This is a genomic window from Sphingobacterium sp. GVS05A, assembly GCF_019969845.1.
GTDB lineage: Bacteria > Bacteroidota > Bacteroidia > Sphingobacteriales > Sphingobacteriaceae > Sphingobacterium.
The window spans coordinates 649,951-663,418 of the sequence record NZ_JAHXYR010000001.1; the positions used below are offsets into that span (position 1 = coordinate 649,951).

Below are 13,468 nucleotides of genomic sequence, written 5' to 3' on the forward strand. Positions count from 1 at the left end.
TAAAAATTGAAGTTTTGGTGTATTTAACGGTGTTAGATTTTTTAACGTTGTATTTTCTTGTTTAAAAAAATTTAGTCAGTAAGCGAGCGGGTGATACCGTAGATTGCATCTTTTAGAACCTCTTGGTTGGTATTTTCACCATTACCCTGGTTAACTAAGTTGATTGATATTAGCCCATGTATAATTGACCAATATGTAAAATATTTTCTACAGATCAAATCTTCCGATGGGTTTTTATCCTTCATGATCTCACGAATCACATCACTGATCATTCTACCATGAGATTCCGCACATTTATAGGTCTTTTCAAATCCACAACAGGCTGTTCCAACGCCAAACATGAGCTGGTACAATTCGCGCTCCTCGAATGCAAAATCCCAATAACTGAACCACATCGCTTCCAGCTGTTTCTCCAGGTCGGTTTGAGTTGATTTGGCTTGTCTGACTTTTTTGGCAAGTAAGAGATAACCCTGGTTGGCGAGTTCATTTAAAATTGCATCTTTATTTGCGAAATACTCATAAATCATGGGTGCGGTATATTCAATGATATCCGCGATTTTACGCATGCTCAATGCCTGCCATCCCTCCTCTTTTACGATCTGAAGAGCGGCGTCGAGAATATTAGTTCTATTCTCATCTTTGATACGTTGTATGCGTTCTTTACTACCCATGCCTTAATGCATAAATGATTTAACAGTGTTAAGCAAAATTGAAACTTTTTATTTTATTTAATGACATATAAAAGTCATTAAATAAAAATACCGCTCAATTTGGCTTAAATGGCTCCTTTGTTGGGATTATTTGGAAGTATCTGTTTTATTCGGCTCCTCTCTTTGTCAGACAATGAAACTGCCTTTTCCAGTATGGGCAAGATCTCTGCACTTTTCTCTGTTTGTAGTAGGAGATCCAAGAACCCTAAATAGGTACGGATCAGGTCGGTTTTGACTCCAAAGAATATGCGTGGATCGATGATATAGATTTCCTGAATCAATGCGAGCAGTATTTCTTTTCTTTTCCTGTCGTTTTCCGTTTGGCCATAATGGGGTAGAAATCCTTTCTTTTCCAATTCACTGAGTTTGACAGCAACGGCGTTTTCACGAATGTATTTTTTCTGCTTACGATCCAGAAAATCACGCAATTCAGCAAGCAAATTACGGTAGACAACTTGTTTTTCTTTGCCCGTGAAGAGATTTACGTCTGTAGATATGCTGATATCTTCCTGTTCAAAAGTGTCAAAAAAGTTGGATGTTACATATACCGAGTGATGGAAATCTATTGCATTATTGTTAAAACTACTGAGAACTTTTGCCACTTCTCTTTTTTCGCTATTGCGCAAATAATAGTAATAGCGGTCTCCGATCTGTTGGTTCCAACGAATGTAATTGACCTGAAAAGTATAGGAGGAATCACCTTCTGGACTATATAAAGTCCAAGATAGGTGATCTGTTTCTTGAATCAGATGATCATATATCAACGGTGCTCCATTAATTCGTATGGTGTAGCCTAAATCGCGGTTAAGGTATAGAAACCAGCCAAATTCCTGCGCCATGAAATCTATAAATTCTTTTGATTCTAAATGGGATGAATTTAGCCCGAAAACTCCCTCCAATCTCACTCGGGTACCTGTCTGTTGATTTTCTACCAGGATACTTTCGCTAACGTCATATTGTTCTTTGCTGTCCCTATCAATTTGGATGCGGTATGTTTTTAAAACTCCTTCTTCTTTTACAATTGTATTCCAGATCGCTCTTGTTGCAAACAATGAAAATGAAAATCTGCCTTTTCCTTTCTTTCCTCTTGTATAGGAACTTCGCTTGATACTATTTTTCTTTACTGAATCGAGGAAATTACCAAATGAATAGGGTAGTGTATCGAAAACGATCCCCTCACCATTATCGTTGATACTAATGCAGTTTATATAACCGAGCTCGTTGCTATCAATTGCAATATCGACTTCGGTAGCTCTTGCGTCAAAGCCGTTCCATATATATTCAGCAATGACCAGTTTCGGATCTTTAGGTAAACCAGCGGATTCTATACTCAGGTTGGTTATCTGCGTGTTTTTTTTCATGGTGATAGCAATTCTTGTAATTAAAATTTAAGGTGTTAAAAATAACAGGTTTCACAAATAGATTGTTTACTTCGTATTAGCTCTTTTATTTCTAAACTTTTTTATAGAGTAAGTTAATGCATAAGAGATTCCGAAATAGATGATAAGGTTCAGAAGAAGATATATGCCGTTGAAATATGTTCTGTCCGGTGGTTCTGGGTAACGCTTTCCTCCCAAATATGTATAAAATGGAAAGGGGAAACCAATCGCATCGTTACCATCCGAGGGACTGTCAAATCTCGAAAATAGGATGGTTATGATTACCGTTAAAATAAAAAAAATGAGCCAAGTTGCTCTGGGAAACTTTGGAAACATACGCATAAAGACAATTGTTGTTATAAATAAAAATACAATATCTTATGAATATTTGATGCATGTACTTTTCAATAGGTTTTGGTCTATCTTTTTTCAACCTTTTGTAAACTGAATGAAGTGTGTTCTCAATTTCTTTTGCATAAGAAAACGATTATAATTTAAAAGCGTTAGTTTTGATTGAGAAAATAATAAAGGCGTTATTTTAAAAAGTGGATTATGCTTATAAAAACATTAAAAGCTCTTTTTTATAGAGATCTAAATAGGTTGAAAACAGAAATTGAATCCTATAGTCGAGAAGAGAATATCTGGATTGTTGATCAGGGAATTGCTAACTCAGCCGGAAATTTGTGCTTGCATTTAATCGGAAATCTGCAGACGTATATTGGAGTGGAGATCGGAAAAACTGACTATGTAAGAAATAGGGTGGCGGAGTTTTCATTACGGGATATTCCAAGATCAGTACTTTTAGCTGGTATAGACGATACCATTAGCGTCGTTGATCAAGCTTTGGATACACTGAAAGAAGATGATCTTGCTGTAATATATCCCATTTTGGTGTTTGAGGAGAAGACAACAACAGAGTATTTGTTGGTACATTTAACTACGCATTTAACCTATCATTTAGGGCAGATAAATTATCATCGTCGTTTGTTGGATATACACTAGTTTTGCACTCGATTATCTTACGTTGTCTTCGTTTGCGTGTGAGATGTAATGTCCTATGAATAGAAAGTAATAAATTTCATAAAAATATAAGGTTTAAACCAAAAAAGGGACAGAAAGTTTTTGATTCCATGCTTTAAAACATGAACTTTAGCCTGAATAGACTGTTAGCACTTTAATTATTTAGGACAGGTGACTATTGATCTATTGCTTAATACAGAAAGAGAATCTGCATATGCTATTAATTTGAATGTTGATTCCCCCGAAGACCGACTTAGATAAAATGAGAAGAATATTTACTTTAATTGCTTGCTGTTGTGCGTTAAATTCACAGGGTCAACAAGTTGACAGTATTACATCTGTTATTGCACCTGAATATGACCAAGTGGGCTTGGTTCATCGTTTCTGGTTGGGCGATAGCTACCGTAAATTATATAATACGCCTGTAAAAATGCGTGTGATGGATCTTCAAACAGAAAAAGGGGGACTTCATATCATAAAACTGGGCGGGGGGATGCAGACCCAATCACTTCGGATGGCCGATCCTTCTGGTAGAGAATGGGTGCTTCGGTCTATACAGAAATATCCGGAACGGAGTCTTCCGGAAAGTCTTCGAAAAACATTTGCAAAAGATATCGTTCAGGATCAAATATCAATACACCATCCATTTGGCGCTTTGACTGTTCCGCCATTTAATAAAGCCTTAGGTATTCCACATGCATCTCCGGAACTCGTTTTTGTTGGTGATGATCCTGGATTTAGCGAGTATCGCGAGGTCTTTAAAAATAGGCCTTATATGTTTGAGGCACGTACGCCCTTTGAAGACCAAAAAACAGATAATAGTGCAAAAGTTATCCGAAAGGTATTGGAAGATAATGATACACAGATTGATCAAAAACTGACTTTAAGGTCACGATTACTCGATTTTACGTTAGGGGATTGGGACCGTCATCAAGATAATTGGCGATGGGATCCCGAAAAAGAGAAGGGCAAGAAGATTTACACCCCTGTACCACGTGATAGGGATAAGGTTTATTATAAAACCTCGGGTCTGTTTCCGACTTTACTTTCCTATCAATGGTTAAAGGCCCACTTACAACCATTTAGCCCACACATACGTAATGTGGCCCATTGGAATTTTAACGCACGTCATTTTGATCACTTTTTTCTTACCCATCTTACAGAAGACGAATGGATCGATGAAATAAAATTTGTTCAGAAAACACTTACCGATTCGCTGATTCACCAGGCTATGCTTACTATGCCTGATACTATCGTAAAATTAAGCGCGAATGAACTGGAAACAAATATTCGATCCAGAAGGGACGATCTCATGGAGAGTGGGTTAACCTATTACCGTTTTCTTGCCCGAGTTGTTGATTTGCCCTTATCTGCCAAATCTGAATTCGTTGATATCGATTACAATAAAGACGGTTCTGTATCGGTCGATATACACAATAAGAAAAAGGATGGTACTGAGGGTCGAAAACTTATAAAACGTACTTTTTTACCTAATCAAACCGAGGAAATCAGAATCTATGGGATTTCAGGCTCGGATGAATATAAAATCCATGGATCTGGCCGATCTCCCATCAAACTTCGTTTAATAGGTGGAAAAGGTGAAGATCTATATCGTACTTCTGATAAATTTGACAATGGACATAAGGTTTATATTTATGACGCTAAAAATCAACGGGCTTCCAATATTCAGGTTGATAAAAATGTGCGACTAAAGCTGAGTACAGATACCGCTATTCACCAATTTGAGTACGATAATTTTGTATACGATCGTAAAGGAGTTGTGGTCAATCTGGATTATGGTGTTGACCGCGGTTTAATTTTCGGGTTAGGATACCTGATAGAAAATCAAGGGTTTAGGAAGAAACCCTATGCTTATCGGCACCAATTTATGGCCAGTTATTTAACAGGACGCGAATCATTTATGTTTGATTACAAAGGCCACTTTAAGAAACTGATTGCAGATCAGGATCTTTCTATTCACCTTTCATCACTTGGCCCTAGAAATCTGAGCAATTTTTTTGGTTATGGAAACAACACCTTGTTTGAAAAATCGGATTCAAGGAGTATTTCTTACTATCGAAATAGATTTGATATTGTAAGTGGCGACCTTTTTCTGGAAAAGTATCTAAATCCTAAACTGAAATTATTTTATGGTTCATCTTCTGAATATTACAACAGTAAAGAGGCTAATAATATTGGAAAATACTTTGAGGAGTTTAGTACTAAGTTTCCTTCTGAACCTATTTATGGGAGCAATTTTTTTACAGGAATTACTGGGGGAATAGATTATGATACACGTGATAACGCTGCAAATCCAAAATCTGGTATACATATCTATACCAGAGTAGGATGGAATGCTGAGATCGGCGGAGAGACACGGAAATATACAAAGCTGCATCATGCGATGAGTTTTTATAAAACAATTGCTAATGACTACATCACATTTGCGAATAGGACAGGGATAGATGCTGTTTGGGGAGATCCATATTTTTATCAGCACGCACAAATCGGGGGTGAGATGAGTCTGCGTGGATATAATTCAAGACGCTTTACGGGGAAAACAGCTGTATATAATAATTTTGACATGCGATTGAAACTGTTCAGTTATTCATCCTATCTTGTTCCAGGAACGGTAGGAGCGATTGGTTTTTACGATGTTGGGCGGGTTTGGATGACAGCGGAAAGTTCAGATACATGGCATATGGGCTATGGCGGAGGAATTTATTTTATGCCGGGAGAGCTTCTTACGATTCAAGGAGTGCTGGGTTTTAGCAAAGAGGCGACTTTGCCATATATTAGGATCGGTCTTTCTTTTTAAGCGTAAATGTTTGCCTAACAAGGGAGAATCGAAAAGTTCGGTCAGGTTGTATATAAATTATAAATGGTCCAGGGATGTCCATGAACTTGCGAAACATTTAACTATGGGATCGGATTTAAAAAAGACACTAAATAAAAATCTTGCTGGGAAAGGACTGCGAAATACAAGTGTAGACCTATCTGTCTTGAAATACTATAAGCAATATGCTAAAACATATGCCGAGATTCATAACGGCATTGTAGTATTGAGTGATCTGACAGCCAATTGGAGTTTTACCTTTATGGGCGAGATTGCTGAACGTTTACATTTGAGTTCGCCCAAAAGAAAATTGGAGATCAACAGTATATGGGAGGATTTTCTCTTAGAGCGCGTACACCCTGAAGATCTGGCTGTAAAACATGCACTTGAACTGCAGTTTCTTGATCTGGTTAAGAAAACCGAACCGAAAGAACGTTTTCGATATCAGGCAAATAGTGTACTCCGTGTAGAAGGAAAAGATGGGCAAATTATGTTGATGTCGCATCAGATTATCTATTTGGATACCCCCGGCCAAGAATTTCCCCAACTGGCATTATGCTGCTATACGTTGATGCCTGATCGAGAAGATCGTCAAAGTAAGAAAAACTATATTTTTAATCAGGTCAGCGGCGAAGTTTTTCCGCTTGACAAAGAGGAGATGAAGGATGTCATGAGTGTGCGGGAGAAGGAGGTTTTACGGTGTATAAGAGCAGGTATGAGCAGTAAAGATATTGCTGAGAAGCTAGCTTTGAGTGTTAATACCGTCAATCGACACCGACAGAATATTCTGCAAAAACTACGGGTGCGCAACTCGCATGAAGCGATCAGTATATACAACAAAATGTATAATCAAGATGATACTTCGCTATAGCAAAGAGTCTGTCAAAAGAGTGGCTTTTGACAGACCTGACTAAGCTGCTCAATTGGAATTATTTTCTTTTAGCCATTTGGTTCTGCGCTGGTCTGGAAGATGCTTGATCCCAAAGTGTTCAAACTTAGCCTGGAAGCCATCACCATCCGGGGATGCACCCATCAAACCAACCATGACAGGATGATTATCTTGTAACCAGGCATTTCTCATCATCACGTACTCCTTGTCATCAAAAGAATAAAAGAATTCTACAGCATCTAATCTTCGAATTGCTTTTATCCATATAAAAGGGATTTCTTTATCTATTGGGACGATGCTCCAGTCGCTGGTTCGATGCGTGACGACAGTACTCAGATTGTACTTGCCATCGACAAATTCTATTCCCGCTTTTATATAATTTTCATGATCTATACGCAGCATGATACCTGCTTGATCAAAACGATTTTTATACTTGGCCGAAATTTTGACTTTCACTTCAAATTCACCCCCTCTCTCCGTGTAGAAAAAAGGTGCATCATCTACGGTAAATCCATAATGTGATATTCGCCAGTAGTCGCTCTTGGGTGTGACAAACATGGAAAGGGAGTTGTTACTGACTGTCCATTCCGTAGGTTCGTTAAACCAGGTCATCTTGTCCAATTGTTGTGCGGAGGCCTGTGTGGCGAAGAAAGGAAGCAATGAAGCCGCAAAAAGTGTCTTTATTTTTTTCATTCTATTCTTTTTAGCAAGAGGTGTATTTCTTTTTTCTAAAGGCAAAGATATCGTCGGTGTACTGTCTTTTTCAATACTGATAAATAACCATTATGTGGATAGCGGTCTTTAAATGTAATTTATTTGCAATTTAATTGCATTTAATGATTTTGCTACATAGTTGCAATAATAAAATATCTTACCTTCGTTCTATTATTGAAATTAAAGAGTCTATCGGAAGCAGAATTCAATCAAAAATAGACCGTATACTTAATGTAAAAACCTACAGATATGGAGTTTTGGGAACGTAATTTTATAGAAAAGGGGGAGATGTGGGGAGGCAGTCCTGCCCATTCAGCACACCTAGCGAAAGATCTCTTTATAACAGAAAATATCAAGGAAATCCTTATTCCGGGCTTTGGTTATGGGCGAAATGGTCATATATTTCTAGATAATGGAATAGCTGTTACTGGAATTGAGTTGTCCAATACAGCAATTGAAATCGCCCGAAAATATGTTGGAAGTCAGACGATCATACATCATGGTTCGGTCGTAGATATGCCATTTGATACCAAAAAATATGGTGGTATATTTTGTTATGCACTCATCCATCTTCTGGGAACTGAGGAGCGGGCGAAATTTATACGTGACTGTTACGAGCAGTTATCCGACGATGGTTATATGATCTTTACGACTGTGTCAAAACAGGCAAGTATTTATAGGCAAGGGATTGCCATAGACACAGATCGTTTTGAAATGTTTGGAGGTGTTAGCATATTCTTTTATGACTTGGCGTCTATTCGTTCAGAATTTGAAAAATACGGATTGATTGAAATCAAGGAAGTAGAAGAGAATTATCCTTTCTATTTGATCATTTGTAAAAAATAGAATAAACAAAACAATCATAGATGAAACTATTCTGATTTATTTAATTCACCCGCTGAAATGAATAGGTCCGGTGGACGAAAACTTTACTTACAGGTTCATAAATCTGTTAGTATCATCAGCATTTAAAATCAAATTTAGAAAGATGAAAGACGATAAAAATTTTGATGTCATCATTATTGGAGGAAGTTATGCCGGACTTTCGGCGGCAATGGCACTGGGGCGATCACTACGTCGGGTGCTTATTATTGATAGTGGTCTACCATGTAATAGACAAACACCGCATTCGCATAATTTTATAACTCATGACGGTGAAAAACCATCGGTTATTGCTAAAAAAGCGAAAGAGCAGGTATTAAATTATCCAACAGTAAGATTCCAGAAAGGACTTGCTGTAAGTGGAAAGAAAACAAGCAATGGCTTTGAAATCAATACTGAAAATGGTGAACTATTTAGTGCAAAAAAGTTGATTTTTGCGACTGGTGTAGAAGATATCATGCCAGGTATCCAAGGTTTTTCGGCCTGTTGGGGGATTTCAGTTATCCATTGTCCATACTGCCATGGATATGAATTCAGGGGCAAGAAAACAGCAATTATGGCTAACGGTGAACGGGCTTTACATTTGGCATCTTTAGTCAACAACCTCTCCACCGATCTGACAATACTGACTTCTGGAGAAGCGAATTTCAGTGTGGAGCAGGCTGCAAAATTGAAGAAGCACGGTGTTACTGTCATAACAGAACAGGTGAGTAAAATCCAGCACAAGAATGGCTGGGTGGAAAAAGTGATTTTCAAGGACAACAAAGCAATAGCATTTGATGCCGTATATGCAGCAATCCCTTTTAGGCAGCATTCAAGTATTCCTGTTGAGTTGGGCTGTGACTTGACTGAACAAGGGCATATTGTCGTTGACAGTTTTCAGAAAACAACAATTAAAGGAGTTTTTGCATGCGGCGATAATACGAACATGATGCGGTCCGTTTCCAGTGCTGTAGCAGCAGGCAATTTAGCGGGAGCAATGGTCAATAAAGAATTGGTTGAAGCAAGCTTCTGATATAAACTTGCAAGATCGTAGCTACAACAAATTTAATCTTAATTTCATTCGGAAGCGATCTGGGATGAACGCTTCCGAATGAAGAACTTTTTAAGAGCCGTTGTGTTTAGCCAAACTTAAGCAGAAATTTTTCTTAGTAGAAGTTCGAACGGACCATGTTTAAATCTTTTGGTCCAACGTTTACTGAAATAGTAACTGCATATAAAATAGAGCAGCGAAATAATAAATATGAGTATTGGGGATAGTGATTTAGATGGGTTGATCTTGGCAAAGTATCCCTGCTTTATTATAAATGAGAAGAAAACTAATCCGATTGTTAGATGGGAAATATAATGTGTTAATGTCATTTGTCCTGTTTTGGCCAAATCGTTTGCAAATTTTTGATGTGCAATAAATTTGCTGATATACATAAAAGAAGCAATTAACATTAATCCAAAGCCGATTGTACTGATTAAAAACGGTAGAAAAGGGGGGAGATAATCTGCATTCAGAAAAAAATCAACCTCAGGAGTCATCAGATTTTTGGGGATACATTGCAATAGTTGGATCAATAAGTACAGTACTAGTCCGATACCAAATGTTTTCCTCTGTATACTTAAATCCGTCCAGTCTAGTTTTGCCAAGTACATTCCGGTAATAAAATAACTCATCCAAGGGAAAACAGCATTCCAGCCATTATAGAAGGAGTTTCGTATAAAACCAGCTAAAGTCCACCTATCTTTATATTCCAGTGTGTCAAAATTCCATCCTGTTTCGTAGGGAATCCAAAGAAGTAGCAGATGGAAGACGACGGCAAAGATAATTGCGCCGTAGATATATTGTTTTTTATTGAGGAAAAGGAAAAAGGAGGCAATGAACATATAAAACCCGTAAAAATGTAGAATATCCGCTGGCCACCAGATAGCGAGTAATAATCCCAAAACAAATAAAAATCCGGCTCGTTTAATTACAATATATTTCTGATTTAGCTGTTCTTCAGCGGTGCCAAATACATGTTTTTTGGTCATCAGGGTTAATCCCATACCTGCTAACATAACAAATATAGTGCTCGAGTTGCCGCTAAAGAGGGAGAGGAATTGTCCCTGCCAACTGGTATCGTTATGGTCTCCAAACACCATGTTAAAATTCACGATATACATCCCAAAGATTGCATATGCTCTTAGTAAGTCAAATCCTATAAATCTCGTTTTTTCTACCATGATAATTGCTTTCAAAATGTTATGCAAATTTTGAAAGATGTATTAATATGGCATTTGACTTAAGTCAAATAATCAGTATTTGATTTTTGCACGGACTCTGCTTAAGGTTTCTAATGAAATGCCCAGGTAAGATGCGATATAGGTAAGGGGAACCTGTTGTATAATATTGGGTTGATCTCTCAGGAGCTGAGAATAACGCGTGGAAGCGTCAAGTGTATGAAAATCAAATAGTCTTTTTTCCAGCCACATGGTGTAATACTCGGTCATCAAGAGATCGAGCTCCATTAAAGCCGAAAATTGACCTTTTATACGCTGGAAAGAGCTATTATCAATTGATGATACCCTAACATCTGTGACCGCTTGTATAAACTCTTGGCTGGGCTGTTGGGTAACATAACTGCTAAACGCAACCGCAAGGTCATTCTCAAAGAGCAGCTCAGTCGTTAGCTCTTTGTTCTCGTTCAGATAAAATTTTCTTGCGATACCAGATTCGATCCAAAAGCCATATCGGCAGACCTCACCCTGATAGAGTAGAAAATCACCCTTTTTATAGGTTTTTATTTTTGAGACAGCCCCGAGAGCACCGAGGGTGTCCCCGTCGAGCTGTTCAATAATGCTGTTGATCTTAAGGAGATGTTCATTCATATGTCACTGATAAGCACAGCCACTACCTGGATTCTATTTAACCTGTTGAACTCCTCCGGTTCTACTTGCCGTTTCTCTGCCCCATAGTGCAATAGATTCCAATAGAGGAATAAGTGTCCTGCCAAATTCCGTAAGTTCATAATCGACCTTTAATGGCGCTTTGTCCGTGTGTACTGTCCGTGTGACCAAGCCGTCTGCTTCCAGCTCCTTTAGCTGTAGGCTCAATGTACGTTCGGTAATCATTGGACATTCTTTTCTCAACTCATTATAACGTTTTTTTTCAATTAAATGAATGAGGATGACTGCTTTCCATTTTCCGCCTATGTATTTCATTGTCAGGCTGGTACTGCATGGGTATTGTTTGTTGTCTATCAAATACATCTGTTACTATCAACTTTGACCGTTATTGCAAATATATAACACTATATTTAAGTTTGCAACTATAAAAAATATAGTTAATTTAAAATTGTATGTTATGGCATTTATAGAAACAGCAAAACAACGTTATACAACAAAAAAGTATAATTCAACAGAAAGAATTTCAGCGGACAAGATTGCTGAGCTAAAAGAAATACTCCGCTTGAGTCCATCATCTATCAATAGCCAACCCTGGAAGTTTTTCTTTATTTCAGATGGAGAGACAAAAACAAAATTAGCAGAAGCATCCTATTGGAATGCAGAGAAAATTAATGAGGCAAGTCATCTTGTCGTCTTTAGTGCTCTTAACGATGTGCAACGGTTTGAGGAACAGATCAACAGCACGCTTCCCGAGGGATCGATAAATTATTACCATCGTTTTTTAAAATCACAGGGAGAACAACATGTGCAATCCTGGATGAAACAGCAGGTGTATCTTTCTTTGGGATTTTTTCTTGCGGCCTGTGCGTCAAATAATATTGATGCAACACCAATGGAGGGAATTGAGAATGAACGTTATGATCAAATTCTGGGACTCGAGCAATACCATACCTTATTTGCCGTCGCCATTGGCTATCGAAATGTGGAGGATTCAAATCAACCTAGCATAACAGCTAAATCACGTTTGAATATGGCGGATATTATTCAGGCAATATAGTTCTCTTAATAGCAATAGAGATGGCCAAAAAACTTGGTCATCCCTATTGTTCTTTAATTTTGTTCGTAACCTCAATCGTCTTCTTTCAGCAATTAAATTTCAGTGTAATAGCACTTTTTCGACATCTTGTTGCCAGACATGGTTAAGGTAGACTAATCTTTTTTCCTTGCTCAGGAAAAATATAATTTACTTTTAAAGGATTATTTTTTAAGAGCTCCTTTTTTATGATTTCTGGATTATCTCTTGTTGGTTTTCGGTGAGTGACCACGATGTTTAATCCTTTTAAATCATTTTGCCCGATCTTATCTTTTAGTTTGTTTAACTCCTCCAATAACAGATTAGGGGTAAGATGACCGAACAGGAGGTTTTCGGCTTGGCTATTGGGAAAAGACACCTCAATTAATATCGTGTTTAATTGACCTTTTTTAATCAATGGCGCAATATTTTTCCAAAGATTGTCAAGTCGGTCAGCCTTTTCAACCCGGTCAGCACCTGTATCTCCGAGATAAAGCAGATAATGATCATGATGGCGCACCAGCACAGCACTGCTTTTATATGGATTTACATGGCTTAATTCGTATGCCGTCAGGAAGAAAGAGGTATTTTGTGCCGCAAGTTCTATTCCCTCTTGCAATTCACTGTAATGATACGTTCCAAGAATTGGTTTTTGACCTTGATCAGCAAAATTAATCCAGGTATCGTTTATAAAATAATGGTTTTGCAAAATTTGAAGTACAGGAGCAAGAGCAAAAATATTTTTTTTGCTATCCGCTGGAGAATTGATAATCAGACCGGATAGATGATCTAAATGACCATGAGAAATAAAATACCCTTTTATTTGATTGTGTAGTATCGTCTCTTCTGTTCCATAGAGACTTTTCAGCTGAATGGCTTTTCGTATCCCGGTATTTATTGTACCGGCATCAAGACAGAGAAATGCAGTGTCCTTTGGAGCCCCAACCAGGTAGGCCGATAGATTATCCTCTTGCTCACCACCGTATATACCTAAAGGGATTAAGTCGAAATGTTGTGCTTGGGAGGAAATATATACAAAGAGAGTAACAAAAGAAAGTATTATTTTTTTCATACCATATTAAACTAAAA

13 protein-coding genes are annotated in these 13,468 nt (G+C 37.7%); 6 read left to right on the forward strand and 7 right to left on the reverse strand.

Annotated elements, in window-relative coordinates; genetic code table 11:
- Nucleotides 1-71: 71 nt before the first annotated feature.
- Together LC454_RS02800 and LC454_RS02805 are read right to left on the reverse strand one after the other, a co-directional pair.
- Nucleotides 72-671 (reverse strand): TetR/AcrR family transcriptional regulator, encoded by a 600-nt coding sequence (locus tag LC454_RS02800; RefSeq protein ID WP_120258266.1) that lies wholly within the window; start codon nt 669-671, stop codon nt 72-74.
- A gap of 104 nt (nt 672-775) precedes the next feature.
- The gene (locus LC454_RS02805) at nt 776-2,071 is read right to left on the reverse strand and encodes an ATP-binding protein (protein WP_223579046.1); all 1,296 of its coding nucleotides are present in this window, start codon (nt 2,069-2,071) and stop codon (nt 776-778) included.
- Nucleotides 2,072-2,641: 570 nt separating this feature from the next.
- Between LC454_RS02805 and LC454_RS02810 the strand changes: the two genes are divergently transcribed.
- From LC454_RS02810 to LC454_RS02820, 3 genes are all read left to right on the forward strand, one after another.
- Nucleotides 2,642-3,091, forward strand: a complete 450-nt coding sequence (locus tag LC454_RS02810) for a DUF1572 family protein (protein ID WP_223579062.1) — start codon at nt 2,642-2,644, stop codon at nt 3,089-3,091.
- A gap of 280 nt (nt 3,092-3,371) precedes the next feature.
- Nucleotides 3,372-5,927: a BamA/TamA family outer membrane protein gene (locus tag LC454_RS02815; RefSeq protein WP_223579064.1), complete on the forward strand. Its 2,556-nt coding sequence runs from the start codon at nt 3,372-3,374 to the stop codon at nt 5,925-5,927.
- A 103-nt stretch (nt 5,928-6,030) separates the two neighbouring features.
- Nucleotides 6,031-6,816: a response regulator transcription factor gene (locus LC454_RS02820; protein ID WP_223579067.1), complete on the forward strand. Its 786-nt coding sequence runs from the start codon at nt 6,031-6,033 to the stop codon at nt 6,814-6,816.
- A gap of 48 nt (nt 6,817-6,864) precedes the next feature.
- Here the strand turns inward: LC454_RS02820 and LC454_RS02825 are convergent, their stop codons facing one another.
- Nucleotides 6,865-7,527 carry a DUF1349 domain-containing protein gene (locus tag LC454_RS02825; protein ID WP_223579069.1) on the reverse strand — a complete coding sequence of 221 codons (663 nt, stop codon included), beginning with the start codon at nt 7,525-7,527 and terminating at the stop codon, nt 6,865-6,867.
- Nucleotides 7,528-7,797: 270 nt separating this feature from the next.
- On the opposite strand from LC454_RS02825, the gene LC454_RS02830 reads away from it, so the two are divergent.
- Together LC454_RS02830 and LC454_RS02835 are read left to right on the forward strand one after the other, a co-directional pair.
- The gene (locus LC454_RS02830) at nt 7,798-8,394 is read left to right on the forward strand and encodes a class I SAM-dependent methyltransferase (protein ID WP_223579073.1); all 597 of its coding nucleotides are present in this window, start codon (nt 7,798-7,800) and stop codon (nt 8,392-8,394) included.
- 142 nt (nt 8,395-8,536) lie between these two features.
- Nucleotides 8,537-9,445: an NAD(P)/FAD-dependent oxidoreductase gene (locus tag LC454_RS02835; protein ID WP_223579076.1), complete on the forward strand. Its 909-nt coding sequence runs from the start codon at nt 8,537-8,539 to the stop codon at nt 9,443-9,445.
- Between the two features lie 116 nt (nt 9,446-9,561).
- Here the strand turns inward: LC454_RS02835 and LC454_RS02840 are convergent, their stop codons facing one another.
- From LC454_RS02840 to LC454_RS02850, 3 genes are all read right to left on the reverse strand, one after another.
- The gene (locus LC454_RS02840; protein ID WP_223579080.1) at nt 9,562-10,644 is read right to left on the reverse strand and encodes a DUF418 domain-containing protein; all 1,083 of its coding nucleotides are present in this window, start codon (nt 10,642-10,644) and stop codon (nt 9,562-9,564) included.
- Nucleotides 10,645-10,716: 72 nt separating this feature from the next.
- Entirely contained in the window at nt 10,717-11,289 is a 573-nt protein-coding gene (locus tag LC454_RS02845) for a Crp/Fnr family transcriptional regulator (protein WP_223579083.1), read from the reverse strand.
- A gap of 33 nt (nt 11,290-11,322) precedes the next feature.
- Nucleotides 11,323-11,622: a winged helix-turn-helix transcriptional regulator gene (locus tag LC454_RS02850; protein ID WP_223579086.1), complete on the reverse strand. Its 300-nt coding sequence runs from the start codon at nt 11,620-11,622 to the stop codon at nt 11,323-11,325.
- A 142-nt stretch (nt 11,623-11,764) separates the two neighbouring features.
- On the opposite strand from LC454_RS02850, the gene LC454_RS02855 reads away from it, so the two are divergent.
- Nucleotides 11,765-12,364, forward strand: coding sequence for a nitroreductase family protein (locus tag LC454_RS02855; protein ID WP_223579088.1), 600 nt, complete (start codon nt 11,765-11,767; stop codon nt 12,362-12,364).
- A 142-nt stretch (nt 12,365-12,506) separates the two neighbouring features.
- On the opposite strand, the gene LC454_RS02860 is transcribed toward LC454_RS02855, so the two are convergent.
- Nucleotides 12,507-13,451: an MBL fold metallo-hydrolase gene (locus LC454_RS02860; RefSeq protein ID WP_223579090.1), complete on the reverse strand. Its 945-nt coding sequence runs from the start codon at nt 13,449-13,451 to the stop codon at nt 12,507-12,509.
- Nucleotides 13,452-13,468: the final 17 nt, after the last annotated feature.

Excerpts from the sequence above, each read along its gene's own strand:
- LC454_RS02825 (WP_223579069.1), bottom strand. The coding sequence starts at position 7,527 with ATGAAAAAAATAAAGACACTTTTTGCGGCTTCATTGCTTCCTTTCTTC.
- LC454_RS02815 (WP_223579064.1), top strand. The coding sequence starts at position 3,372 with ATGAGAAGAATATTTACTTTAATTGCTTGCTGTTGTGCGTTAAATTCA.
- LC454_RS02835 (WP_223579076.1), top strand. The coding sequence starts at position 8,537 with ATGAAAGACGATAAAAATTTTGATGTCATCATTATTGGAGGAAGTTAT.
- LC454_RS02840 (WP_223579080.1), bottom strand. The coding sequence starts at position 10,644 with ATGGTAGAAAAAACGAGATTTATAGGATTTGACTTACTAAGAGCATAT.
- LC454_RS02800 (WP_120258266.1), bottom strand. The coding sequence starts at position 671 with ATGGGTAGTAAAGAACGCATACAACGTATCAAAGATGAGAATAGAACT.
- LC454_RS02845 (WP_223579083.1), bottom strand. The coding sequence starts at position 11,289 with ATGAATGAACATCTCCTTAAGATCAACAGCATTATTGAACAGCTCGAC.
- LC454_RS02830 (WP_223579073.1), top strand. The coding sequence starts at position 7,798 with ATGGAGTTTTGGGAACGTAATTTTATAGAAAAGGGGGAGATGTGGGGA.
- LC454_RS02810 (WP_223579062.1), top strand. The coding sequence starts at position 2,642 with ATGCTTATAAAAACATTAAAAGCTCTTTTTTATAGAGATCTAAATAGG.
- LC454_RS02805 (WP_223579046.1), bottom strand. The coding sequence starts at position 2,071 with ATGAAAAAAAACACGCAGATAACCAACCTGAGTATAGAATCCGCTGGT.
- LC454_RS02850 (WP_223579086.1), bottom strand. The coding sequence starts at position 11,622 with ATGAAATACATAGGCGGAAAATGGAAAGCAGTCATCCTCATTCATTTA.
- LC454_RS02855 (WP_223579088.1), top strand. The coding sequence starts at position 11,765 with ATGGCATTTATAGAAACAGCAAAACAACGTTATACAACAAAAAAGTAT.
- LC454_RS02820 (WP_223579067.1), top strand. The coding sequence starts at position 6,031 with ATGGGATCGGATTTAAAAAAGACACTAAATAAAAATCTTGCTGGGAAA.
- LC454_RS02860 (WP_223579090.1), bottom strand. The coding sequence starts at position 13,451 with ATGAAAAAAATAATACTTTCTTTTGTTACTCTCTTTGTATATATTTCC.